The sequence below is a fragment of the Brevundimonas sp. genome, from assembly GCF_029945885.1.
GTDB lineage: Bacteria > Pseudomonadota > Alphaproteobacteria > Caulobacterales > Caulobacteraceae > Brevundimonas.
Genome location: NZ_JAQSDK010000026.1, coordinates 43308 through 66683, shown reverse-complemented (window position 1 = coordinate 66683; position 23376 = coordinate 43308). Strand labels below are relative to the sequence as shown.

The 23376-nt window shown below is 67.8% G+C and carries 20 protein-coding genes; 15 read left to right on the top strand and 5 right to left on the bottom strand.

Annotated features, from left to right (window positions below; all coding sequences use genetic code 11):
- Window positions 1-138: 138 nt before the first annotated feature.
- The 6 genes from PSV00_RS10160 (at window position 139) to PSV00_RS10135 (ending at window position 10256) form a co-directional block, all read left to right on the top strand.
- Window positions 139-3030 (top strand): TonB-dependent receptor, encoded by a 2892-nt coding sequence (locus PSV00_RS10160; RefSeq protein ID WP_300446718.1) that lies wholly within the window; start codon window positions 139-141, stop codon window positions 3028-3030.
- The gene (locus tag PSV00_RS10155; protein ID WP_300446717.1) at window positions 3030-5480 is read left to right on the top strand and encodes a prolyl oligopeptidase family serine peptidase; all 2451 of its coding nucleotides are present in this window, start codon (window positions 3030-3032) and stop codon (window positions 5478-5480) included. The genes PSV00_RS10160 and PSV00_RS10155 overlap by 1 nt, the downstream gene beginning before the upstream one ends.
- 1122 nt (window positions 5481-6602) lie before the next feature.
- Entirely contained in the window at window positions 6603-7229 is a 627-nt protein-coding gene (locus tag PSV00_RS10150; RefSeq protein ID WP_300446715.1) for a TetR/AcrR family transcriptional regulator, read from the top strand.
- Window positions 7226-8209, top strand: a complete 984-nt coding sequence (locus PSV00_RS10145; protein WP_300446714.1) for an HlyD family efflux transporter periplasmic adaptor subunit — start codon at window positions 7226-7228, stop codon at window positions 8207-8209. Before PSV00_RS10150 ends, PSV00_RS10145 begins: the two co-directional genes overlap by 4 nt.
- Window positions 8206-9132 (top strand): ABC transporter ATP-binding protein, encoded by a 927-nt coding sequence (locus tag PSV00_RS10140; protein ID WP_300446712.1) that lies wholly within the window; start codon window positions 8206-8208, stop codon window positions 9130-9132. Before PSV00_RS10145 ends, PSV00_RS10140 begins: the two co-directional genes overlap by 4 nt.
- Entirely contained in the window at window positions 9132-10256 is a 1125-nt protein-coding gene (locus tag PSV00_RS10135) for an ABC transporter permease (protein ID WP_300446710.1), read from the top strand. The genes PSV00_RS10140 and PSV00_RS10135 overlap by 1 nt, the downstream gene beginning before the upstream one ends.
- 129 nt (window positions 10257-10385) lie before the next feature.
- Here the strand turns inward: PSV00_RS10135 and PSV00_RS10130 are convergent, their stop codons facing one another.
- Together PSV00_RS10130 and PSV00_RS10125 are read right to left on the bottom strand one after the other, a co-directional pair.
- The gene (locus PSV00_RS10130) at window positions 10386-10868 is read right to left on the bottom strand and encodes an MmcQ/YjbR family DNA-binding protein (RefSeq protein WP_300446708.1); all 483 of its coding nucleotides are present in this window, start codon (window positions 10866-10868) and stop codon (window positions 10386-10388) included.
- Window positions 10869-10987: 119 nt separating this feature from the next.
- A complete protein-coding gene (locus PSV00_RS10125) occupies window positions 10988-11284 on the bottom strand; it encodes a VOC family protein (protein ID WP_300446706.1) in 297 nt (98 codons plus the stop codon).
- Between the two features lie 57 nt (window positions 11285-11341).
- Here PSV00_RS10125 and PSV00_RS10120 point away from each other — a divergent pair, with 57 nt between their 5' ends.
- The gene (locus PSV00_RS10120) at window positions 11342-12124 is read left to right on the top strand and encodes a helix-turn-helix domain-containing protein (protein WP_300446704.1); all 783 of its coding nucleotides are present in this window, start codon (window positions 11342-11344) and stop codon (window positions 12122-12124) included.
- Here PSV00_RS10120 and PSV00_RS10115 read toward each other — a convergent pair.
- Entirely contained in the window at window positions 12099-12377 is a 279-nt protein-coding gene (locus PSV00_RS10115) for a hypothetical protein (RefSeq protein ID WP_300446702.1), read from the bottom strand. The two genes, PSV00_RS10120 and PSV00_RS10115, sit on opposite strands and share 26 nt — an antisense overlap.
- 495 nt (window positions 12378-12872) lie before the next feature.
- On the opposite strand from PSV00_RS10115, the gene PSV00_RS10110 reads away from it, so the two are divergent.
- Genes PSV00_RS10110 through PSV00_RS10100 form a run of 3 tightly spaced genes read left to right on the top strand, consistent with a single transcriptional unit; the run spans window position 12873 to window position 16082 of the window.
- Window positions 12873-13307 carry a MarR family transcriptional regulator gene (locus tag PSV00_RS10110; protein WP_300446701.1) on the top strand — a complete coding sequence of 145 codons (435 nt, stop codon included), beginning with the start codon at window positions 12873-12875 and terminating at the stop codon, window positions 13305-13307.
- Complete coding sequence (locus PSV00_RS10105) at window positions 13304-14428, top strand: HlyD family secretion protein (protein ID WP_300446699.1); 1125 nt, start codon at window positions 13304-13306, stop codon at window positions 14426-14428. Before PSV00_RS10110 ends, PSV00_RS10105 begins: the two co-directional genes overlap by 4 nt.
- On the top strand, window positions 14415-16082 hold the full coding sequence (locus PSV00_RS10100) for a DHA2 family efflux MFS transporter permease subunit (protein ID WP_300446697.1): 1668 nt from the start codon (window positions 14415-14417) through the stop codon (window positions 16080-16082). The genes PSV00_RS10105 and PSV00_RS10100 overlap by 14 nt, the downstream gene beginning before the upstream one ends.
- Before the next feature lie 17 nt (window positions 16083-16099).
- On the opposite strand, the gene PSV00_RS10095 is transcribed toward PSV00_RS10100, so the two are convergent.
- A complete protein-coding gene (locus PSV00_RS10095; RefSeq protein WP_300446909.1) occupies window positions 16100-16780 on the bottom strand; it encodes a TetR/AcrR family transcriptional regulator in 681 nt (226 codons plus the stop codon).
- An 86-nt stretch (window positions 16781-16866) separates the two neighbouring features.
- On the opposite strand from PSV00_RS10095, the gene PSV00_RS10090 reads away from it, so the two are divergent.
- The 4 genes from PSV00_RS10090 (at window position 16867) to PSV00_RS10075 (ending at window position 20816) form a co-directional block, all read left to right on the top strand.
- Complete coding sequence (locus tag PSV00_RS10090) at window positions 16867-18069, top strand: patatin-like phospholipase family protein (protein ID WP_300446695.1); 1203 nt, start codon at window positions 16867-16869, stop codon at window positions 18067-18069.
- Between the two features lie 79 nt (window positions 18070-18148).
- The gene (locus tag PSV00_RS10085; RefSeq protein ID WP_300446693.1) at window positions 18149-18667 is read left to right on the top strand and encodes an acyloxyacyl hydrolase; all 519 of its coding nucleotides are present in this window, start codon (window positions 18149-18151) and stop codon (window positions 18665-18667) included.
- Window positions 18668-18868: 201 nt separating this feature from the next.
- Entirely contained in the window at window positions 18869-19486 is a 618-nt protein-coding gene (locus PSV00_RS10080; RefSeq protein WP_300446691.1) for a TetR/AcrR family transcriptional regulator, read from the top strand.
- Between the two features lie 847 nt (window positions 19487-20333).
- The gene (locus tag PSV00_RS10075) at window positions 20334-20816 is read left to right on the top strand and encodes a DUF4142 domain-containing protein (protein ID WP_300446689.1); all 483 of its coding nucleotides are present in this window, start codon (window positions 20334-20336) and stop codon (window positions 20814-20816) included.
- Between the two features lie 611 nt (window positions 20817-21427).
- On the opposite strand, the gene PSV00_RS10070 is transcribed toward PSV00_RS10075, so the two are convergent.
- A complete protein-coding gene (locus PSV00_RS10070; RefSeq protein WP_300446686.1) occupies window positions 21428-21997 on the bottom strand; it encodes a helix-turn-helix domain-containing protein in 570 nt (189 codons plus the stop codon).
- 167 nt (window positions 21998-22164) lie between these two features.
- Here PSV00_RS10070 and PSV00_RS10065 point away from each other — a divergent pair, with 167 nt between their 5' ends.
- Window positions 22165-23373: an efflux RND transporter periplasmic adaptor subunit gene (locus PSV00_RS10065; protein ID WP_300446684.1), complete on the top strand. Its 1209-nt coding sequence runs from the start codon at window positions 22165-22167 to the stop codon at window positions 23371-23373.
- The last annotated feature ends 3 nt before the right edge of the window (window positions 23374-23376 follow it).

The window sequence follows — 23376 nt, the reverse complement described above, 5'->3', positions numbered from 1 at the left end:
CGACTTAGGGTCGCCCGACCGTCACAGCGTCTCTTCCCCGGCCCGCGCTTTCGCGGGTAACCAGAGGGGGACATGATGCACAGAGGATTGGGTTCAACGGCGCTTTCGGCGCTGATGCTGGCTTCGGCGTCGCCGGTCATGGCGCAGACCGCCGAACCGGTGCGGCGCTATGAGATCGCGGCCGGACCGCTCGACGTGGCCCTGACCGCCTTCGCCCGCCAGAGCGGCGTCCAGATCCTGTATCCCGCCGCCTTGGTCGCGGGTCGACGATCACCGGGGCTGAGCGGCGAGCACGCCCCGGACGGCGCCTTGGCGGCCCTGTTGCGCGAGACCGGTCTCGCCCACCGGCGTTCGCGTCCCAACGTCTTCGTCCTCTATGATCCCGCCGCCCGGGCGGCGATTCCGGAGGAGCCGGCCGAGCTGGACGACGTCGTGGTGACGGGCAGCCTGATCCGCGGCGTGGCCGACGGACCCTCGCCCGTGGTGATGATCCGCCGGGATGACATCGATCGGGCCGGCCACGCCACCGTCGCCCAGGCCCTCGCCGCCCTGCCCCAGAATTTCGGGGGCACGGCCAATGAGGGTGCGCTGCAGAACGGCGCGGATCGCACCGCGACCAACGGCAGCTTCGCCTCCGGCGTCAATCTGCGCGGTCTTGGCAGCGACGCGACCCTGGTGCTGATCAATGGCCGGCGCATGGCCGGAACCGGCGCCATGGGGGACTTCGCCGACGTCTCCACAATTCCCACGAGCGCCATCGCCCGTATCGACGTCCTGCTCGACGGGGCCTCGGCCCTGTATGGCGCCGACGCGGTGGGCGGCGTCGTCAACATCATCTTGCGCGACGACTATGACGGGGCGGAAACCCGTCTGCGGCTCGGTGGGACCGCCGACGGGGCCAGCGACGAAGTCCAGCTCGGTCAGACCCTCGGCCGGCGTTGGTCTTCCGGCAGTCTGATGGGGACCTATGAATATTACGACCGCGGGGCCTTGCCGGTCTCGGCGCGGCGGCTCGCGGGGGACGCAGACCTGCGATGGCGCGGCGGATCGGACCGCCGGCTCAACTACGCCGCGCCCGGTAATCTGGTGGTCTTCGACCCGGTGGCGGGCGGCTATGTCTCGACCCACGCCATTCCGCCCGGCCAGGACGGCACGGATCTGGACCCTGGCGACTTCCTCGCCGGCCAGACCAACCTCAGCAACCAACGGCGCGGGATGAACGTCCTGCCGCGCCAGACGCGCCACAGCCTGTTCACGGCGCTGCGTCAGGACCTGGGATCGCGCCTCGAACTCAGCGCCGACGCGCGCTACGGCCAGCGTCGCTACGAGACCGTCTCGGCGCCGACGGCCACCTTGCTCACCGTCAACGGCGGTCATCCGTATTTCGCCTCCCCCACCGGGGCCGCCTCCCACACCATCGCCTATTCGTTCGAGAACGACCTGCCCAATCCCGGGATCCGCGGCGAGGCCGAAAGCTTCGGCGCCTCTGTCGGCGCCCGGATCGACCTGTCGGACGAGTGGACCCTGGACGCCTATGTCGCCCATGCCTCCGAACGGACCGACAACGAAACCTTCGGCGCCCTCAACTCCACCTTCCTGCGCGAGGCCCTGGGCGCCATCGCCGACAATCCCGCGACGCCCTACAGCGCCGCGCGCGACGGCTTCTTCAACCCGTTCGGCGGCGGCGGCGTCAGCTCGCCCGCGGCTCTGGCCTTCATCAGTTCCGGCTGGACACACAGCCAGGCGGAGACCGGCGTCAGCTCGGCCAATCTGCAGCTCGACGGCCCGGTGTTCGGGCTGCCCGGCGGCGATGTCCGGCTCGCCGCCGGCCTCGCCTTTCGCGAGGAGACCTTCTGGCGGCGCAATGACAGCTTCAGCAGCGGGCTGAGCCCAACCACCGGCGTGGCGACCGACACCAGCCGCCAGGTCTCGGCCGTCTTCGGCGAACTGCGCGTGCCGCTGTTCGGCCGCGACAATCGCCGGCCCGGCTTCGAGCGGCTCGAACTGTCGCTGGCGGCCCGGTTCGAAAGCTATGAAGACATCGGCGAGACCACCAGCCCGAAGATCGGCCTCGTCTGGGAGCCCACGACGGAACTCGTCGTGCGGGGCAACTACGGCGCCTCCTTCCGGGCCCCGGCGCTGCGCGAGCTGAACGACGCGGCGCGGCAGAGCCCGACCTTCCTTCCGCGCGGCGCCCAGCAGATCCTCTCGATGATCCTGTATGGGGGCAATCCCGACCTGAAGCCGGAAGAGGCCGACACCTGGACGGTGGGCGCCGACTATGCGCCGCAGACCCTTCCCGGGCTCAAGCTCGGCTTCAACTGGTTTCGCACCGAGTTCGACAACCGGATCGGCCAGCCGACCTTCGAGAATATCCTGACGGCCCTGTCCGATCCCGCCCTTTCCTCCTTCGTCCGCATCGTCGATCCGCTCAACAACGCGGCGGACCGCGACGCCGTCCAGGCCATTCTCGACCTGCCGACCACCAATTTTCGCGACGCCTATCCGGCCTCCTCCTACGGGGCGATCGTCGACGCCCGCTACGTCAACGCCGCCCGCGTCGAGGTCGAGGGGATCGACGCCAATGCCCGCTACGCCTTCGATCTCGGTCCCGACGCCTTCGATCTGGGCCTGACGCTGTCGTATCTGGCGCGGTTCGACAGCTGGACGACCCCGGACGCCTCGCCGCAGTCGCTGCGCGATCGTCCCAACTATCCGGTCGGCCTGCGGGGCCGCGGCTCCCTGGGCTGGGCGCGCGGCCCCTGGAGCGCCTCGGCCTCGCTGCAGTACGTCGATTCCTACCGCGACCTCGCCGGGTCGCGCATCGGCTCCTGGACCACGGCCGACGCCCAGATCCGCTATGCGCCCGAGACCGGGCCGTTCCAGGGGTCGGCCGTCGCCCTGACGGTGCAGAATCTGTTCGATCACGATCCGCCCTTCTACGATGCGCCCGAAGGCATCGGCTATGATGCGGCCAACACCAGCGTCATCGGCCGCTTCATCGCCCTGCAGCTGACCCGGACCTGGTGATGCGTGGGGTCGGTCTGCTGCTGGCCGCCGTCCTCGGGACGGCGGCCAGCCCGGCCGTCGGCGAGACGCCGCAGCCGGTCACCATCGAGGCCGTGCTGGGCCAGGAAAGCCTCGGCCAGGTCCGGATCGGACCCGGCGGCCGTTGGATCGTCGTCGAGCGCCGCGCCGCCTGGTCGTCGGCGGCCAGCTACCGCTTCGGGCTGATGACGACACAGCTGTTGAGCGGTCTGGAGATACACGACGCGACATCCGACGCGCCGCCGCGGGTCATTTCCGACCCCGGCCACGCGACCGGCTATGTCTCCGGGCCCTTCTCCCCCGATGGCGAGCGGATGCTGGTCTTCCGGTTGACCGAGACGAGCTGGCGCCTCGGGGTCCTGACCCTGGCGACCGGCGAAGCCCGGTGGTTCGCCCTGACACCGGAGTACACGGGCCTCGGCCGCACGGTCGCCTGGCGCTCGCCGACGGAGGTGATCGTGATCGCGCGCGCGCCCGACGATCTTCCCCTGGTGTTCCGTCTCGGCGGCCAGACCCAGGCGCGCAAGGCGGCCCTGTGGCGACGGTTCGAGACCGGTCACGCGCCCTCCGCGGTCTCCATTCCCGGCGGCGCGCGTCGCGGCGACCGCGATCGCGCCGCACCGGCGCGCCTGGTCCGGCTCGATCTCGGCACGGGCGCCCAGACCGAACTCGCCGTCGGGGCGCTCTTCGACTTCGAGCTGTCCCCGGACGGAAACACGGTCGCGGTCCTCGCCGACGCCGAGGACCTGCAGGCGAGCGGCGACGCCCCGGTGCGCGTCGGGACGCCGGCGCGGCGGAGACGGTTGCTGCTGGTCGACGTCGCCGAACGCCGGGTGCACGAGCCCCTGCCCGATGAGGATTTCCTGTCGCATCTGCTGAGCTGGTCGCCGGACGGACGGGCCGTGCTGGCCTTCGGCCGGACTCCCGGCGGGTCGTGGGACGACGGCCGCTTCTGGCGTCTCCTCCGCACCGGGCCAGCCCGGGCCGCGCCGCTCGGGGACGCCCGGCCCTGGGTCGGCGAACAGGCCGACGGCATGCCCTTCGTGCGGGCCGGCTGGGACGGCGGAGCGCCCGTCGTCCAGGTCCGTACGACAGACGGCGCCCGGATGTGGCGCCGCGCGGCGCCGACCCCCCGGACCATCCCCGTGCGCGAACCGTCGGAACGCCTGCTTCAGGCCGGCGGTCATGCCTGGATCGAACGCGGAGACGGGCTGCATCGCCTCGACGCGTCCTCGGACGCTCCGGGTCTTCCCGGGGGCTTGCAGAGCCCCGAGCGCGCCGCCGACAGCGGCGGCCGGGCGCGAACCAACCCGGCCGACATCGGCCCCGCGCCGGGCATCCTGCTGCAGGCCGGCTGTCTCGCCCGCCTCGGCGCGTCGCGATCCGGCGCCTGCCTGCCGCCCCTGGGCCCGGACGAGAGCCTCGTCGCCGCCAGCCCGGACGCGCGCTTCGCGGTCGTCCAGAGCCTGTCGGCCACGGGATCGACCCGCCTGCTGCGCCGCGACCTGAACGGCGACCATCCGCTCGCCGTGCTTAACCTCGCGCTCGACCCGCTGGCCTGGGGCCGGATCGAAGCCGTCACCCACCCCGGGCCGGACGGCCAGGTCCTGACCAGCTGGCTGCTGCTTCCGCCGCCGGACCCGGGCGGCGGGACGGCGCCCGTGGCGGTGGTCCTCTACCCCGGCGCCGACTATGCCGCCCCGCCGTCCTGGCTCCGGCCGGGTGGGGAGCGGCGACATATCAATCCGGCTGTCCTGGCCGCCCACGGCTATGCCGTGCTCGTGCCCTCCCTGCCGCGCCCCGCCGGCGCCGGGACGGGGCTCGACGATCTGGGCGGACGGATCGGCGCCGTCGTCGACCAGGCGGCGCGCCAGGCGCCGGTCGACCCCTCCCGCGTGGCGCTGATCGGCCACAGCTATGGCGGTCACGCGGCCCTGCTGACGGCGGCCCGGAGCGAGCGCTTCCGCGCGGTGGTCGCCTCGGCCGGATACGCAGACCTCTCTCGGGTCTATGCCCTGACGCCGCATTTTCTGGTCTCCCCCGACGACGGGGTGCCGATCAACGCCCTGGCGGGCTGGGCCGAGAGCGGTCAAGGCGCGATCGGCGCCAGCCTGCCGGCGCGACCCGACGCCTATGTCGAAAACAGTCCGATCTACCTCGCCGATCGGATCCGCACACCCATTCTGCTGATCGAGGGCGACCTCGATCCGGCCGGCGGCGATGTCCTGTTCGGGGCCCTGTACCGGCTGGGACGCGAGGCCGATCTCGTGACCTATTCAGGCGAAGGCCATGTGTTTGTCAGCCCCGCCAATCTGCGCGACCTCCACGCGCGCATCCTCGCCTGGCTGGACCGCTATCTGGGCCCGGCGCAGCTCGGCGACGCCGCCCGGGCTCCGGGGCCGGCCGCTCAGATTCCCGGCTCGCCGCCCTGAACGCGCGTCGGCTTCCGGTCAGCGAGCATTCCCTCGAGCTGAGCCGCCCGCTCGGCGAGCGCTTCGCCAGGCCGGCAGACGATGGAACGCTTCGTCCGATGCGCCCGGCGAACGTCGGCGAGGCGATCCTCCCCGTGCAACGTCCATTCCTCCAGCGAGACCCCGACCAGCAACCGGTTGTAGTGGGACCGACGATCAGCCGCTCCTCCCCCAGATCGCGCTCCACGGTCTTGCCGCCCAACAGCCCCTGGTTGACCTGAAGGTCGCTCTGCAGCAGCGGCCTCGGGGTCGCGAGACTGCGCGGTGACACGGCCGGATCGGGAATCCCGAGCTGGAGGTCATGAAACGGCGGCGGGCGGACATCGAAACGGTGCGAAACGCGCGTAAAAGATGTCAAGCTAGGCGCAGGCCGCCGATGGAGGCGACGCGTCCAGGCGTTGTCAACGAAACCCCCGGGCCCATTGAAGGCTTTGGGGGCGGGTGTGACGAATGTAGTTTTCTCGAGGAGGCCAGCCATCCATGTTCAAGCCACTTCGCCGACTAATTTGCAGGCATAGCTTTTCCTGGTCGGAACGCCGTCAAATGGAGGTCTGCCGAAAGTGCGGGGCCACACGCCCGACGCTTCCCCCCCGGTAAATGGGGACGCGCCCCGGAGTCGCCGGACATCGGAAGGCGTTTCGCCGACCATGGTGCACGCGAACTTCCAGCCCACCGCGACCCGCCGGAGAGCGGAGGCCGGCCGAGATCAACCTTGATCCTCTCGCCAACCTCAAACTCACGCCGGGAACGCCGGGATCGGCGCCGGACCTACGGAGGACGCCGGGGGATCAAGACGGTGGCTTGCTGCCGTGGCGGCTCAATGCAGCGCCGGGGGCCGTCTGCGCATGGCGCCGCCATGCCTGAGGGAGATCGTTCCAGGCATGCGGCGCTGCTTCGGCGACGGCTCTGTTCGCCAACGCCAGGGTGGGTGGCCGCTCCCCATCGATGCTCGAGCAATCAACCCGGCGGCTACGGCTGGAGGTCAGGCCGACCCGGTGTGGGCCGCAGCCCCAAATGCCCCGGCCCCTTGCTCCGGGAGCGCGAGCACGCTAATAACCGACTGATCAGTTATTAGGACCCTCGATGTTGCCTCCTGGTGAACCCAAATGGCGCCGCCGCGCGGCTGACCGGCCGAAAGAGATCATCGCGGCCGCGCTTGAGGTCTTTTCCGAGCACGGCTTCACCCGCGCCCGGCTCGACGACATCGCCAAGGCGGCCGGTGTCTCGAAAGGCGCGCTCTACCTGTATTTCGAAACGAAACAGGATCTGTTCAAGGCCGTGGTGCAGGACGCCATCGAACCGAGACTGCTGAAGATTCGAACCGGAGCCGGGACCGAAATCCCCTTCGACGAAGCCGCGCGGCTGGGCGTCGGTGTTCTCGTCTCCGCGATCCAGTCGAATCCCCGCATTGGCGGAGTGTTGAAGCTGATTGTCGCGGAAAGCCGGAACCTGCCCGAACTGGCCCTGATCTGGCATCAAACCGTGATAACGCCGCTGCTTTCGCTGGTCTCAGACATCATCCGTCGCGGTCAACGGTCCGGCGAAGTCCGGTCGGGCGACCCCGAATTGTTCGCCATGGGGCTGTTGGGTCCACTGGTGCTGGGGCTGCTGTGGCGGGAAACCTTCGAACCCATCGGGGCCGACAGGTTGCCGCTTGAGGCGCTCGCATCCCAGCATCTGGACACGGTCCTCAAGGGGATGAAGGCGTGAGGCGCCGGCTCATCTACAGGATCGCCGCAGTTGTCGGTGTCGTCGCGACGGGGGCTGCGGTCTGGTCGTTTCTACCGACCGACCAGACGAACCGGCCCCTTTCCGGCTACGTCGAAGGCGAGTCGGTCTATCTCGCGGCGCCCGCCTCCGGCGCGCTCGAAGCCCTGTATGTACGGGAAGGCGACCGCGTCCTGGCCGGCGCGGTGACCTTTCAGATCGACGCCGGCGTACAAGAGGCCCAGGAGCGCGGCGCCAGCGCGTCCGTCGAGGCGGCCAGAGCCCGGGCGGACGACCTCCGCACGGGCCAGAGGGCGCAGGAGCTCGAGGTGTTCGACACCGAACTCGCCGCCGCCCAGGCGCAGCTCCGCGAAGCCGAAGCCAGCTATGCCCGGATCGAACCCCTGGTGCGCCGGGGTATCTACGCGCCGGCCAGGCTCGACCAGGAGCGAGCGAACCGGGACACGGCAAGGGCGCAGGTCGAGGCCGTCCGCCGTCGCCGAGAGGTGGCCACGCTTGGCGCACGGGAAGACGCGTTGCGGGCCGCCGAACAACAGATCCGCCAAGCCGAAGGCGGGCTGAACGAAGCCGAGGTTCGCCTTCGCACCCTCTCTCCCCGGGCGCCGGTGGAAGCCCGTGTCGAGGAAATCTTCTTCCGCCAGGGCGAATTCGTCCCCGCCAATCAACCCGTCCTTGCGCTGCTGCCCGACGCCGAGGTCAAGTTGCGGTTCTTCGTGCCGGAAGGCGAGTTGATCCACTATCGACCCGGGGGCGTGGTCAGGTTCAGCTGTGACGGCTGCGGTGCGCCGCGCAAGGCCCGGATCACCTGGATCAGCCCGCGACCCGAGTTCACCCCGCCTATCCTCTACAGCCAGGGCAGCCGGGATCGGCTGGTCTTCATGATCGAGGCGGCGCCGGAAAATCCACGCTCGCTCCAGCCGGGTTTGCCGGTCGATGTTCAGCGGTTGCGGGGCTCAAGATGACCGTTGCAAGTCCGGTTATCGATGTGCGGGGCCTTAACAAGTCGTTCGGAGCCCTCCACGCGGTTCAGGACTTCGGCATTACCGTCGAGCGGGGGAGAATATGCGGATTTCTCGGTCCGAACGGGGCCGGGAAGACGACCACGCTTCGTCTCCTTTGCGGCCTGCTGACTCCAGACAGCGGCGAGGGCGAGGTTCTTGGCTACAACGTCATGAGCCAGTCCGAGTTGATCAAACGTCGGGTCGGCTACATGACGCAGAAATTCTCGCTCTATGACGACCTGTCCATCGAGCAGAACCTGGTGTTCACCAGCCGGGTTCACGAACTGGACCGCCGCGCCGCCCGGGTCGAGGCCGCGCTCGAACGTCTGGGGCTGGTCAAGCGGCGCCGACAGCTGGCAGGCACCCTCTCCGGCGGCTGGAAGCAACGTCTGGCGCTGGCCGCCGCGACGCTGCACGAACCCGAGTTGCTCCTGCTCGACGAGCCGACCGCCGGCGTCGATCCCGAAGCCCGGCGGACCTTCTGGGACGAAATCCATGCTCTCTCCGACGAGGGCATGACCGTTCTGGTTTCCACGCATTACATGGACGAGGCGGAACGGTGTCACGAGATCGCCTATATCGCCGGAGGTCGAACGCTTGCCCGGGGTACGGCCGACCAGGTCATCGATGAGTCTGGCCTGACCACATTCCTCGCGGAAGGACCGAACGTCGGGCGGCTTATTGCACGCCTCCGGAACCAGGCCGGCGTCGAGATGGCGACGGTGTTCGGCACGACCTTGCACGTCTCCGGCCGGGATCGCCCGGCGCTCGAAGACGCCATCGCGCCCTTCCGCGGCCCGCAAGTCGTCTGGAAGGAGACGCGGCCCACCCTGGAGGACGTGTTCATCCAGTTGACGGCCGACCTTCAGCGAGAGTCGGACTGATGCTCTCTGCGACTCGCATCTGGGCTGTGATGGCCAAGGAATTCATCCAGCTCACGCGCGATCACCTCGCCTACGCCATGATCCTCATCATGCCGATCCTTCAGTTGGTCTTGTTCGGCTATGCGATCAACGACGATCCCCGGAATCTGCCGACCGCCGTCTACGTCCAGGATCATGGGAGCTTCTCTCGCTCGTTCCTGAGCGCCCTGACGAACAGCGGCTATTTTCGCATAACGCAGTCGGTGAACAGCCAGGCCGAGCTGGACAGGTCCCTGGCTCGCGGCGAGGTCCAGTTCGCCGTGGTGATCCCGCAGGATTTCACGCGTCGGGTTGTCCGCGGGGAAAATCCCACGATCCTGATCGAAGCCGACGCCGCGGATCCTTCGGCGACGGGCGGGGCTCTGGCCGCGCTCGCCGGCCTTCCGGGCCAAGCGCTGGCTCGCGACCTGACCGGTCCGCTGGTCCGGTCGACCCCGGGCGCCCCGTTCGAGGTCATCGTTCACAGGCGTTACAATCCGGAGGGCATAACCGCCTTCAACATCGTTCCCGGCCTGCTCGGGGTCATTCTGTCGATGACCCTGGTCATGATGACGTCGCTCGCCATGGCGCGCGAGCGGGAGCGCGGTACGCTGGAAAGCCTGCTGGCGACGCCCGTGCGGCCGCTCGAAGTCATGATCGGCAAGCTCGCCCCCTATGTCGGGGTGGGCGTTGTCCAGGTGACCCTCTTCCTGGTGATGGCTCGGCTCCTGTTCGACGTCCCCATGGTCGGCGGCTGGGACGCCCTTGTCGTCGGCGTCATGCTCTTCATCGTGGGATCGTTGGCCCTCGGCTTCTTCCTGTCCACCCTCGCCCAGACCCAGATGCAGGCCATGCAGATGTCCATCTTCTACATCCTGCCGTCCATGCTGCTCTCCGGATTCCTGTTCCCCTTCCGCGGCATGCCGGACTGGGCCCAGGCCCTGGGCTCATTGATCCCGGTCACCCATTTTCTGAGGATCGTCCGCGGCGCCCTGCTGAAGGGCGTCGGTCTGGCCGACGCCTGGCCAAGCGTGATGGCGCTGGCCGCCTTCGTCGTCGCGGTGACCGCCCTCGCCATCGTGCGCTACCGGACCACGCTCGACTGATCCCAATTCCGGGTGGCCGTCGAATTGTCCGGCCGTCCGGGTTGCGGGACCCCGTCTCACATCCCACCCCGACGAGAATCCTTTGGTGGCCTGGGCCGTTGGAGTTGGCTTCAGTCGCGCCGCCGAGTCTCAGGCATCACGCGAGCGGGCGGCGGAAACCAGCAGAATGTTTCGCTCGCCCGCGTCTTCTCCCGGAGCCTGCCGTCGTTGAAGCTCTCGTTGAATCGGTTCTGCTGCGGCCCGGCCCGGCGGGATACAATGCCGGCCCACGCTGGAGCGCGTCAGCTTTGCCATCACCAGGGCGTAGGAGTGGTCGATCAGGCGTTCCAGTTCGCCACGAGGCACGTCCCGGTCCAGCGCCACGCTGATCCAATGGCGCCGGTCGAGATGATAGCGATGCCCGATGCCTGAATATTGCTCGCGCAACAGGTCGGCCCGGTGGGGATCGCACTTCAGGCTGACGGCGGCATCGCCGCGCGCCGAGAGGATCGCGAACATCTTGCCCATCAGCTTGTAAGTGGTCACGCCGTGGACGCGCGCCGGTTCGGCCGCGGCGCCCGGCATCGCGTCCAGCAACGCCTTGGCGAGGGCGACCTGACCTGCGGCGTTCATGCACTCAAGCCCCGGACCCGGATCGCGCAATCAGGTATGCGGCTGCGTATCATACTGCATGGCGCCCATATCGTTGCCCTCTGTATCGAGGAAGCGGATCAGTGCGCCGACGGTCGGGATCACCGACCTGGGGAAGATGATCTTTCCCCGTTCGCTTCAACTGCGAGCGCGACCGCATCGACGTCGTCGACGGCGAAGGTCGCCTCGATCCCGTTCAGGCCGCCTTCGCCGCGAGGACTTCGCCGGACGTGCATCAGTCCCTGGATGCCCGGTGACGCCTCGTCTCCGGTATGGATCAGGTAGAAGCCGGGCGGCCCCCAGGGCTCGGACGCCCAACCAAACACGGCCTCGTAGAAGGCGCGGGCCCGATCAACGTCGTCGACGTGGATGGCGAAGGAGGCGAGGTTGCTTGGCATGGCGCGAACGCTATCAGCGATGGCCGAGCCGCCGCAATCCCGCTACACGCTCAAACGATGTCGCGAAAACGTCGCTCTGCCGCCGACGAGCCTTTCCTGCTCGTTCGTTCGTTCGCATCGGAGCAGGCGAGCGGCGCCGTGATCGCCCACCACCGTCACGGATGGAATCAACTCGTCCATATCGCTTCCCGCGTGATGGCGGTGGACACCGAAAGGGGGTCGTGGATCGCGCCGCCCGACTGGGCGGTCTGGGTGCCGGTCGATAGCAGGCATGCAATCCGCTTCATCAGCCGGAGCAGCCTGCGAACGATCTATCTCCGACCGGATCAGCGCCCTGAACTGCCCGAAAATAGCTGTTCGCTCGCCGTGTCACCGCTGCTTCGGGCGCTCATCCTGCGAACTGTGGAGCTGGGCATGCTGGATGAGCGCAATGAAACGGAGGCGGCGATGTCGAGACTTCTGGTCGCCGAACTTGGACTGGCGGGGCCGCCGCCCTTTACGCTGCCACAGCCGACCAGCGAGGTCACGGTGCGGGCGGCCCGGTTGATCACCTGCGCCGCGCCGGGCACAGGCAACCTGGCGTCGGTCGCCAGGATCGTCGGTATCGGCGCCCGGACGCTCGAGCGTCGCTTCCGCGCGGAGACCGGCCTCACGCCCGGGCGCTGGCAACAGCAAGCGAGGCTGCTCAAGGGGCTGGAGCTCATCGCGTCGGGCGCGCAGGTCAAGACCGCGGCGGCGGACGCGGGGTTCGCGTCCGCGAGCGCGTACATCGCCGCGTTCAGGCAGTCATTCGGTACGACACCCGCGCGCTACTTCAAAGTCCAAGCTTCCAGCCTCTGACGTTCATCAACGGTTCCTGCTCCGGCGCGATTGTTTTGATCTTCTTCTCCAAACGATTGTTTTGATCTTCTTCTCCAAAATTGAATCTCGACGGCTCCAATGCCGACCGGGCCGTCGCCCCATTGAGATGGCATTGTTCTGGAACGATAATCCTCGCATCTTGAAGTCCGCCCCTTCCGGTCACGCCGGTCGTCGGATCGACGATCTGGACCCGACCCACGCCGGCGGCCTGTGCGGACACGACCGTCGTCATGATGACGCTGACCGCCTTTGTCGTCGTGGTGGCGGCCCTCGCGATCGTGCCCTACCGGACCCCGCTCGACTGATGTCACCGCCCGCCGAGCCGTCCCATTCGGCCGCTTAAGCGGCGATGCTTCTCGATTCCGCGGGCTCTGACGACCACCAGCGATGCATCGCCCCAAGTGCGGCCTGGCATTCATTCAGGCCCGTTTGGGTCAAGGCGTATCCCGATTTTGACCGTGTGCGGATGGCGCCAGGATCAAGCGCGGTGCGCAGATCTGAAACGTAAACATAAGTGCTACGGCGACTGAGACCGAATGAGCCGGCGCTCACGATCTCGCCTTGGGCTCGCCAGAGCATGGAAAGGACCCGGGCGCGGCCTGCGGAAAGACCGAACCATTGCACGAATGCAAGGTCTTCGGCGACCAGGACATCGTTCGCAACGAACCCAAAATGCATGCGCACAATATGATTTGCCTGCTATTTATTTGCAACCTATATGGCGGGAATGACCACCACCACCAACATCCCGCTCGGCCGCGCGATCGCCTTGGCAAGCCGCAAATGGCGTCTGCGTCTGGATGAACGCCTCAGGCACCTCGACCTGACCCAGGCCCGTTGGCATGTGCTGCTTGAACTCAGAAAAGCGGACAAGATGTTGAGCCAAAAAGATCTGGCGGCGCGCATCGGCATCGAGCCTCCCACGCTCGTCCGTCAGCTGGACGACCTCGAACGGCGCGGACTTGTTCGCCGAGAGGCGATCGAAGGAGACCGCCGGGTCAACGCTGTCTACCTGACAGAGGCCGCCGGGCCCGTTCTGGATGCGATTCTGGAGATCGCCGAACAGGTCCGGCGCGAGATCACCGGGGGATTGTCCAGGGACGACCTGACCACCGCCACCCGGGTCATTGCGCACATCAACGAAAGACTAGACGACAAATGAGCGACGCTCCCTCGCCTCCCCCCGCCGCCCCGAAGGAAAAGTCCAAACGAGGGCGGCGCAGGCTGATCATCCTCGTCGGCGTCGTCGTAGCCGTCGTCGCACTCGTTTTCGGCTGGATGCACTTGCGGGCGGGAAAGGTGTCGGCCAACGACGCGCGCATCGCCGCTCACGTCGTCGCCGTCAGCAGCGAGGTCTCGGGACGGGTGGTTGATCTTCAGGTCCGCGCGGGCCAACGGGTCCGCGCCGGGCAGCTCCTGGCGCGAATTGATCCCGCGGACTCTCGACTGGCCCTCGAACGGATCGATGCGGAGATCGCGCGGATCGAGGCCCAGCAGAGCCAGCTCCGGGCGCAACAGGCGGCGGTGGTGAGACGCGTCGGAGAGCAGATGGGCGTGTCGGCGGCCGGAGTGTCAGCGGCCCAGGCGGAGGCTCTGGCCCGTCAGGCGGAAGTCGCTGCGGCGCGCAGCGCCTTCGAGCGGTCAAGGACCCTGTTCGAGCGAGGCTTGGTGGCCCAAAGCCGTTTTGACGAGGATCAGGCCCGGCTTCGCGCGGCCGAACAAAATGCGGCGCGGGCCCAGGCGCAGATTGCGGGGTCGCGGGCCCAGGTCGGCGTCACCCGCGAAGGCTCCAGCGAGGTCGAGGTGCTCGAGGCGCAGGTCGCCGCCCTCGAGGCTCAGAAGCAAGGGTTGCGGGCTCAACGCGGTCAGCAGAATCTGGATCTCGGCCGTCGGGAAATTCGCGCCGCGTTCGACGGCGTGATCGATCAGACGTTCGTCGATCCGGGAGAGTTCGTCGCCGCCGGCACGCGGCTGCTGATGTATCACAACCCGTCGGAGATCTGGATCGATGTTAACGTGAAGGAGACCGATGTCCGCAAGATCACCATCGGGGCCCCTGCGCGGGTGAAGATCGACGCCTATCCCGGCCAGACTTTCGAGGCTCGGGTCTCTCAGGTGGGCGGGGCCGCGACCAGTCAGTTCGCCCTGCTTCCCAACCCCAATCCCAGCGGGAATTTCACCAAGGTCACCCAGCGTATCCCGGTTCGCCTGGAGGTCGCCCAGCAGGAAGGGCGGTTGCGTCCTGGCATGATGGTCGAGGTGACGATAGATGTCGTCGACTGACGCCTTCTTCGTCCGCTTCGGCCCGGGCTACCGCTGGCTGGCCACCCTGACCGCGATGGTCGCCGCCGTCGCGGTCGTGCTGTCGTCGACGATCGTCAATGTCGCGATCCCCGCGATCATGGGCCAGTTCGGCATCGACTCGATCCAGGCCCAGTGGCTGTCGACCGGTTTTCTGGCGGCCATGACGGTGACCATGCTGATGACGGCATGGTGCGAACGCGCGTTCGGCCAGCGGATGACGATGATCGGCGCGCTGGCGCTGTTCCTGTTCGGCTCCGTTGTCGGCGGCGTCGCGCCGGATCAGACGGTGCTGGTCATTTCACGCATCCTTCAGGGTCTGGCCGCCGGCCTCGTCCAGCCGCTGGCCATGGTGGTGATGTTCCAGGTCTTCCCGCCGCAGCAGCGAGGGGCGGCGATGGGCATTTTCGGCATCGGGGTCGTGCTGGCGCCGGCCCTCGGTCCCTGGGTGGGCGGGGTGCTGATGGACAATTTCGATTGGCGCTTCCTCTTCTATCTGGGGATTCCGTTCGGGGTCGTCGGCATCGTTCTCGCCAACCTGTTCCTGCCGGGTCGGAATCCGGACCTCGAGCGGCGCCGGCTCGACTGGCCGGCCATCGTCTATCTCTCCGTGTTTCTGCTGTCGGTCCTCCAGGCCATCTCGAGCGGCCAGCGGCTGGGTTGGGATTCCAACATCGTGATCGGTGAGATCGCCCTGGCCGTCGCGGCCGGCTGCGCCTTCCTCTGGCATGAACACCGAACCCCGCACCCGATGCTCGATCTGCGACTGTTCTCCAACGGGCCGTTCGCCGCAGCGTGCGTCGTCAGCTTCGTCCTGGGGGCCGGACTGTTCGGCTCGACCTATCTCCTGCCCATCTTTGTCCAGCAGATCCAGAATCTGACGCCGACCCAGGCCGGGCTTCTGCTGATGCCGGCCGGGTTCGCCCTCGTCATCGTATTTCCCCTCGCCGGCAAGCTCAGCGACACGGCCCCGCCGGGCGTGCTCATCGGTCTCGGCATGGCCATTTTCGCCTATGCCTCGTGGTTGCTCTCGCATGTCAACGTCGATACCGCCTTCTGGACGTTGGCCTGGTGGACGGTGATCAGCCGGGTCGGCATGGGGTTCGTCTTTCCGTCGCTGAGCGCCGGTTCGCTGACCGTCCTGCCGCCACAGCTCCTCAGCCAGGGGTCAGGCGCGATGAATTTCACCCGACAACTCGGCGGCGCCCTCGGCACCGGCCTGCTTGCGGTCATCGTGGAACGGCGCACCTCCTTCCATGGCGATCTCATCGCCGCAACCCAGACGCCGGACAACGTCGCCACCTCGGCCTATGTTCAGGGCGCCGGCCGGGTGATCGGCGAACTCGGCGTCAGCGGGCTGGACCAGGCCGCCGCCTCCGGTTGGCTGTTGGGCCAGACGGTCGTCTATCAGGCCGCGGCCGCCGCCTATCGCGACGGGTTTCTGATCACGGCGGTCGTCTTCGCGGGAGCCCTCCTGCCCACTTACATTCTTCATCGCGCCCTGCAATCGAACCGCAAGCCTTCCGCCGCACCGCCGACGGCGCTGGAGGCCGAGGGCGACATCGAAGCCGGGTTCGCGCTCGAACCGGTCCTGGCGGATGATCCCGGTCCCCAGGGAAAGCGCGGCGCGGCATGACGACGTCGTAGAGCGCTTCAGTCGTTTTCCGGGCGAATGGATGAGGACTGAATGTCCACCAAGGTGCGCACGACGGCGGTGAACCGGGGGCCGCGCGCCCGGATTTGCTCGCGCGCGAAGTGCGGCTGCAAGGCGTTGAGTCGCGTGGCGAAGCCGATCATCAGATCGAGCACGGCGAGAGCGATGTCCTCGGCGAGCTCGGGCGGCAAGCCGGGGGTCCGCTGCGCCAGCAGCGCCGAAAATACGCCCACGCTTTGCCCGACCGACGTCGCGACCGTTTCCCGGACGGTGTGAAAGGTCTCGTCCTCGGTGAGCAGGAATCCCATGAGGGCACACCCTTCCGGCGCGACCAGGATCTCAAGACACCGACGCACGAACTCCTCCAACCAGTCTTCCCCTTGGCCCGCGTCCGTCAGGGATGCCCGAACATGCGAGCGCCAACGCTCCAGCGCGTCCCGGATGGCGGCCTCGATGAGCTGGTCCTTGGAGTTATACCGTTGATAGATCGTCCGTTTGCTCATGCGCGCATGACGCGCCACCGCTTCGATGGTGGTGCGGGAATACCCCTGGTCGACGAAGATCCGCCACGTCGCGGCCAGCAGGTCCGGCTCTATGAGCTCAGCCTTGTCGTGTGGCGGACGTCCGACCCTGGGAGCACGCGCGGTCGACTTGTCAAAAGCGGAGGCGTTCGGAGGCATTTCCACGTTGTAGGGAACTCGGCCTCAATGAGCGAGTTCCAAGGCGGTAACGGTACGGCGTATTACCCTTGTTGATGGACGAGCCCATGCAGAACCTTCGTGCCGCGCTGATTGCATTTCTTGGGTTGACCCTGAGCGCCTGCGCGACCGTGGATCGCGCGCCGGAAATGTCGCTTGCGGAGCTGGAGCGGGGCCTGATCGCCACCCAGGATCCGAGAATCGCCCCTGGCGATGAAGCCCGGCTGGAGCGAATCGCCGAGGACTTCCGGAGGCGGCTCGCGGGCAGCGATCATCGCCGATCCATCCTCGCCCTGTCGGGAGGGGGTGCAAACGGAGCGTACGGCGCAGGCCTTGTGGTCGGCTGGACCCAGCGGGGCGACCGGCCCGAGTTCGACATCGTGACGGGCGTGAGCACCGGCGCGCTTGCGGCGCCCTATGCCTTCCTCGGCCCGGACTGGGACGACGAGCTGGCGGCGGCCTATTCCGAAGGCAAGACGGAGGGGCTGCTGAGCTGGCGCAGCTTCGCCGCCTTTCTCTCCCCGGGGCTTTTCAGTCCCCGAACGCTGGAAGCCCTCGTCGAAGAGCACGTGACGCCAGCCTTGCTGGCGGAAATCGCTCGGGAGAACCGGGAGGGTCGAAGGCTCTTTGTCGCCACCACCAATCTGGATTCAGGCGAAACGGTCATCTGGGACATGGGACTCATGGCGGAGGCGGGCGACGAAAACGCTCTGCGCCTGTTCCGCCAGGTTCTGCTCGCGTCGGCGAGCATCCCGGGCGTCTTCCCTCCGGTGCTGATCGCGGGGGTGACCGAGGGCGGGACGGTGCGTCAGGAGATGCACGTCGACGGGGGCGTGAACACGCCCTTCCTGGGGGTTCCGGAAGGCATGATCCTGAGCGCGGAAACGCTGCCCGGCTGGCGTGGCAGCGAGCTGTTCATCATCGTCAACGGCAAGTTGGCACAGGAATCCCGCGAGACACGGGGAAGTCTGCCGGCGGTCCTTGCCCGTTCGTACAACAGCATGAGCCGGGCGTCGCTGCGCACCAGTCTCGCCGCCCAGGGAGCTTTCGCGCGCCGCAACGGCATGCGCGTGAGCGTGGCCGCCATTCCGCCGGAGGTCGAAGCGTCTGCGCTCGATTTCGATCAGAACGCCATGATGACCCTCTTCGAAGAGGGTCGCCGCCGCGCGGCGAGCGGCGCCGCCTGGGACCCGTTGGACATCGAACTGGTGGAGCCCCCCTCCCCGCCGGACGTCGCCCGCCCCGCCGAACCGGCTTCCGAACACCAGTAACCCCCGGCACAAAATGACAGAGACGAGAAGAACTCCCCGACGGATTCCGTCGGAGGCCGCGGTCGCTTGCCTGGCCGTGATGGCCCTCTCAACCACGGCCAGCGCCCAGGAAGACACCCGCGAAGTCCGGGTCGCCGTGATGCAGCACGACGTTCTTCACCCCGGGTCCGCCGATCGCGAAGGCGGAGCCAATCTGGAGGTGGCGCTGCTGAGCCGTCCCATCACCGCCCTCGACGCGGTCGGCCGGCCCCGGGCCTATCTGAGCGGCTCGCTGAACAGCGACGGCGACACGAATTTCGCTTCGATCGGGCTGTCCTGGCGCCGCGCCGTCTCGGACCGGGTCAGCGGGGAGTTTCAGTTCGGTTATGCCGTACATGACGGGGTGCTGGACACGGACGATCCCGTGGAGGCGCGGTCCCGGCTTCTGCTGGGCTCGCGAGATCTCTTCCGGACCGCCCTGGGTCTTGACTGGGAAGTCTCCGCGGACGTCAGCATCGGGGTGCAATGGGTGCATCTGTCCCATGGACAGGTCTTGGGAGATGGACGCAATCAGGGGATCGACACCGCCGGCCTGGTGATGACCTACCGGTTTCGATGACGGACAGGGATGCCTGCCCAGGAGATTCCACTCCGCCGTGGCGGCTCCCGGGCAGTCAAGACTTTCGCCCGCCTGAGTTGACGGAGACGGAAGAGGGGCGTCAACTCAGCGCTTCGGTTGTCCTCGCCTTTGGCGCGCGAGCGCGGTCTCGCGGAGCGTCCTGGACCTTCGGGAGGCCGGTTGATCGGCGGAGGCCGCAGGTTGAGTCGACAAAGCGGAGCGATCGACCGGGACAAGCAGAAAGCCATTCTTGAGGCGGCGATCGATGTTGCGGGCGGCGCAAGGCCCTCCCTGGCCGCGGTCGCCAGCAGGGCGCGGGTATCACGCCAGACCGTATACAATCAGTTCGGCGACGCGCAGGGCCTGAGGCGTGCGGTTCTCAACTGGTGCGAGGCAGCGCTCCGGGAACCGTTTGAGAACTTTCCCGCCCAATCGGACACCCGAACCACCTTGGCCGCCTATGCGGAATCCGCCTTGAGGCATATGCGCACCGCCCGGTACCAGCGCGCGATCCGCGCCGTCGGCCGGGTCCTGCCCGACGACAAGACCCTGGCGAATGCGATTTGCGCTGAAATCTCGGAAGCGTGCACGTCGAGCCTCAGAGACTTCCTTGAGCGGGAGATGAGAGCAGGACGCCTGGAGGGCGCGGATCCGGACGAGGCCGCCGCTGAGTTTCGCGCCATGACGTTGACGCGGACCCAACTGCGCATGCTCGCGGGCTTGTTCGACGCCGCCGAGATCGGCGACGCCTCAAAAGAGGCCCGCACCGCCGCTGACCGATTTCTACGGCTGTATGGGTGCGGGCGCGAGGAAACATAGTCCCTCTTCACGGTGGGACTCCAACGACCGTCGGGTGGAACGCCAGCCTTCGCGCAGGGGGCGAACGCCCAGCGGCGCGGCCGACGGCCGGCGGCAGTTTCTTTGCCGGCCCATGCCATGGAGGAACGATCGGCGCACCAACCCCGCCTGAGTCGATACTGAACCCGTCGGCTGTGGTGTTCCGCGCCGCACAAAAACGGCGCACCCGGCTACGCATGCGAATGAAGTCCGTGACCGTGTCTCGCACGACGTCCGTCGCCGCGCCACGGGCGATGCCTTCCGCTCGTTCGACGCTCCCCCATTCAGGATCGCCGATCGGGGCCCAACGCCTCGCCAGGCGTGAGACCCCGGCCGATATCGGTCGGCGCCCGCTGGGGCCTGCAAGCTGATAGGGATGGGCGCTTGCTTCGGTCAGAACGGCCGGAATGAGGTCGCGGCGCACATTCAGATCTTCAAGCGGTGCGCTGCGGCGTCGCCGACACCCGCCCTGACCGTCTGCATCCTCCGGTCAATGGACATGCCGCATTGCGGGCCGCCTGCGGGACGACGAGCAGGAGTAACACCATGGATTTCTTTGTGTGACGAATCGGGCGGCCCAAGCGCAGGAAAACCCAGCGCCGAGGACCGCGCTGGCCTCGGGGGAAAGACACCCAGACAAGGGCATTGACGAACTGATTAGGGTACCCGAGCGTTCCATTTCGGGCCTTCGTCTTGAAGGCGCTTTGCGGCGGGTTACCCTGTGCGGAAAATTAGGATGCTGATGGCTTGCGCTGTGGTGGGCGTCGCGGCCTGCGAACAGAAGAATGGGGGTCCGGAACCGGTCGACGCGGTTCCTCTGGAGACCCCAATGGCGGCCACCGCTGACCCGGTGATCAAGGACGTCCATACGCCCGAGGGATATCTTGTCGCGGCCTGCTATGACGACCTCTATGTCCTCGCAGCGGCAAAGGCGATCAAGGCCCGATCCCCGGACCCAGAGATCAGGGCTCTAGCCACCCTCCTGGAGACACAACACGTCCAGTCGCTGGCGATTCAGTCAACCTTTCTGGCGGATCTCGGCGGGGCAGCGGTCCCCTCGCGCCTGTCGGCCCGACATGCCGCCTATGTCGCTGATCTCGAAGCCGCCGCTCCGCGGGAGCGTGATCGGCTCTGGTTGGCGCAGCAAATCACGGTGTTGCTCGAATCCTCTCTGCTGCACACCACCTTCTCCCTTCACGCCGACGATCCGCGGCTGAAGTCTCACGCCCAGGCAGCCAGCCTCTCGGCCCAGAACCATCTGGACGAAATCCGTCGCCTCGGGGGTGACAAGCTGCGGCCCCTGGCCGCCTGAAACACTTGGTGATCGGGGTGAACTGGGTGCGGCACACGCGTCCGGACGTCTCCACCTGACGGTGTCGGAGGTTGAGGGGGGCCAGGGGAAGCAGAACTTTCCGACGCCGGCGTCACCGTGTCGACGGCGACCCGGGCGGAGGTGCGGAGGGGCCTTCTCACTTCTACACTTGAAAATGGACATGGAAGGGCTCTGCCCTCGCGCGGGCCGGGGCGAAGCGGTTGCGTCGCCGGCCGGCCAGTCTCCCCGACCTTGCACGCCGTCGAGGGGCGTCATGTCCTCATCGGGGTCAGGGCTTTGACAGGTCGGGCGATAACCGCCTCCGGCCGGTCCGCCCGGGCCCTTCCTTCCCCTGGACCGCGCGGTTCCGCAAAGCTCACGACGAAGCGGCCGCCGCCGACCCTGAGGACGGCCAGGTTCGTGGGCGTCCTCAGGGTCGAGCAGCCGCACCTTGCGGCGCCGTTCGTCCTGGAGCGCCACCTCGACCTCCGCGGCCCAAGGGCGGGCCCCCGGCAAGAGACCGGCCCCGTGGCGGGCAGACCCACTCCGGCGAGCACACCCCGGTGACCTTCCCGGGCGAGATCCGGAAATGCGGGCCGCGCCGCTGACCGTCAGCCGTCCACGATGTCCTGGAGGATGGTCGCCATCCGGTCGCACATCCGTTTGCACTCCGCCGGCTTGAGGCCGAACCCGCCGGTGATCTCGCGGCTGACCACCATGCCCATCACGAAGGCGGCGGCGAGCCGGGCGCGGACGGCCGCGTCGCGCCCCCCCACCCATTCAGCGAAGGGATTGAAGAAACGCTCGTTCCCGGTGCGTTGGACCAGTTCCATCGCCTTGATCGATCCGACCGACCGCAGCAGAACCAGCAAGCCCCTGAGCTTGCTCTCGTTCATGGCCTCGTAGATCACCTCGTGGGCGACGCGCCGGCCGAAAGTCGATCGGTCCCCCGCCATCAGCTCCGCGCCGTTCTCATAGCTGTCGAGGACGGCGGTGAAGAGCTCAGCCTTGGAGCCGAAATAGCGGGGAACCAGAGCCGCGTCGACGCCTACGTCGCGGCAGATATCCCGCGTGCCGACGGCGTCGTAGCTTTCGCGCGCGAACCGTTCGCGCGCGGCGTCCAGGATAGCGGCGCGGGTCGCCCCGGAGTTTCTCGGCCGGGGCGCGACATGACGAAACAATGACTTGGCTCCTTGAGCCCTTCGTCCATAAGCCTCTGGCATCAGCCATTGACAACCGCAACCCCGGTTACCATTAAATCATCCGGCGTTGACTACGCGGCTCCTCCCCGATAACCGCCGTCAACAAAGACAGGGAATTCCCTCTTCCCACTCGGAGACTGGCCTTCATGCACACGGCGAAACTCGTGGCAGCGTCCACCCTTGTGGCGGCCGCGCTCTATGGCTGTTCTCCGAGGAGCGAGGCCCAGGCCCCGCCCGCGCCGTCGGTGACGGTGGCGGTTCCGCTGGTCCAGGCGGTGCAGGACTGGGACGAGTTCACCGGCCGGTTCGAGGCGACCCAGTCGGTCGAGGTGCGGGCGCGCGTCGGCGGCTATGTTTCGGGCGTCCATTTCCGCGACGGCGACTATGTGCGGCGCGGCCAGCTGCTGTTCTCGCTCGACCCGCGTCCCGCCCAGGCGGCCCTGGCCTCGGCCCGGGCGCAGCTGGCCCAGGCCCAGGCCCAGCTGACCCTGGCCCGGAGTGAGCTGACCCGGGCCGAGACCCTGCTGGAATCTCAGGCCATCTCGCAGGCCGAGGCCGACACCCGCCGCGGCGCCCTGCAGACGGCGCAGGCCGCCATCGCCGCCGGCAACGCCAACGTCCGGGCGCGGCAGCTGGACCTGGAGTTCACACGCGTCACCGCGCCCATCTCTGGCCGTGTGTCAGACCGTCGGGTGGACCCGGGCAACCTCGTTGCGGGCGGCTCCTCGGCCGGCGACGTGCTGACCACCATCGTCTCCAGCGCGCCGATCCACTTCGTCTTCGACGGTTCCGAGGCGGTGCTGCTGAAATACCAGCGCCAGGCCCGCAACGGCGCCGCGCCGATACAGGTCCGGCTGCAGGACGAATCCGGTTTCAGCCGATCGGGCACGCTGGACTTCACCGACAATGCGATCGACGGTTCTTCAGGCACCGTGCGCCTTCGCGCGGTCATCGCGAACGCCGACGGCTTCCTGAAGCCCGGCATGTTCGGGCGCGGCCGGCTCGCCGGGACGACGACCTATTCCGGCATGCTCGTGCCCGACGCCGCCATCGTCACCGATGGCGCCCGCAAGGTGGTCTATGTCGTGGCCGCCGATGGGACCGTCGCGGCCAAAGCCGTCGAACTGGGCCCGCTGGCCGGCGACCTGCGGGTCGTCCGCTCCGGTCTGGCCCCCACAGATCGGGTTATCGTCACCGGAGTCCAGAGGGCCCGGCCCGGCCAAAAGGTTACGCCGCGGGCGACTCGCATCACGGCCAGGCCCACGACGACGGAGGTTCCCACGACGACGGCGCCGCCCGCCTCGGCGGCGACGCTGACCGGCTCCCTCCCGGCAGCCTCCGTTTCGGGCGACTGAGCC

Excerpts from the sequence above, each read along its gene's own strand:
- PSV00_RS10155 (WP_300446717.1), top strand. The coding sequence starts at position 3,030 with ATGCGTGGGGTCGGTCTGCTGCTGGCCGCCGTCCTCGGGACGGCGGCC.
- PSV00_RS10115 (WP_300446702.1), bottom strand. The coding sequence starts at position 12,377 with ATGACGACGGTCGTGTCCGCACAGGCCGCCGGCGTGGGTCGGGTCCAG.
- PSV00_RS10160 (WP_300446718.1), top strand. The coding sequence starts at position 139 with ATGGCGCAGACCGCCGAACCGGTGCGGCGCTATGAGATCGCGGCCGGA.
- PSV00_RS10125 (WP_300446706.1), bottom strand. The coding sequence starts at position 11,284 with ATGCCAAGCAACCTCGCCTCCTTCGCCATCCACGTCGACGACGTTGAT.
- PSV00_RS10075 (WP_300446689.1), top strand. The coding sequence starts at position 20,334 with ATGGCGGCCACCGCTGACCCGGTGATCAAGGACGTCCATACGCCCGAG.
- PSV00_RS10140 (WP_300446712.1), top strand. The coding sequence starts at position 8,206 with ATGACCGTTGCAAGTCCGGTTATCGATGTGCGGGGCCTTAACAAGTCG.
- PSV00_RS10150 (WP_300446715.1), top strand. The coding sequence starts at position 6,603 with ATGTTGCCTCCTGGTGAACCCAAATGGCGCCGCCGCGCGGCTGACCGG.
- PSV00_RS10100 (WP_300446697.1), top strand. The coding sequence starts at position 14,415 with ATGTCGTCGACTGACGCCTTCTTCGTCCGCTTCGGCCCGGGCTACCGC.
- PSV00_RS10130 (WP_300446708.1), bottom strand. The coding sequence starts at position 10,868 with ATGAACGCCGCAGGTCAGGTCGCCCTCGCCAAGGCGTTGCTGGACGCG.
- PSV00_RS10065 (WP_300446684.1), top strand. The coding sequence starts at position 22,165 with ATGCACACGGCGAAACTCGTGGCAGCGTCCACCCTTGTGGCGGCCGCG.
- PSV00_RS10090 (WP_300446695.1), top strand. The coding sequence starts at position 16,867 with ATGCAGAACCTTCGTGCCGCGCTGATTGCATTTCTTGGGTTGACCCTG.
- PSV00_RS10085 (WP_300446693.1), top strand. The coding sequence starts at position 18,149 with ATGGCCCTCTCAACCACGGCCAGCGCCCAGGAAGACACCCGCGAAGTC.
- PSV00_RS10110 (WP_300446701.1), top strand. The coding sequence starts at position 12,873 with ATGACCACCACCACCAACATCCCGCTCGGCCGCGCGATCGCCTTGGCA.
- PSV00_RS10135 (WP_300446710.1), top strand. The coding sequence starts at position 9,132 with ATGCTCTCTGCGACTCGCATCTGGGCTGTGATGGCCAAGGAATTCATC.
- PSV00_RS10105 (WP_300446699.1), top strand. The coding sequence starts at position 13,304 with ATGAGCGACGCTCCCTCGCCTCCCCCCGCCGCCCCGAAGGAAAAGTCC.
- PSV00_RS10120 (WP_300446704.1), top strand. The coding sequence starts at position 11,342 with ATGTCGCGAAAACGTCGCTCTGCCGCCGACGAGCCTTTCCTGCTCGTT.
- PSV00_RS10095 (WP_300446909.1), bottom strand. The coding sequence starts at position 16,780 with ATGCCTCCGAACGCCTCCGCTTTTGACAAGTCGACCGCGCGTGCTCCC.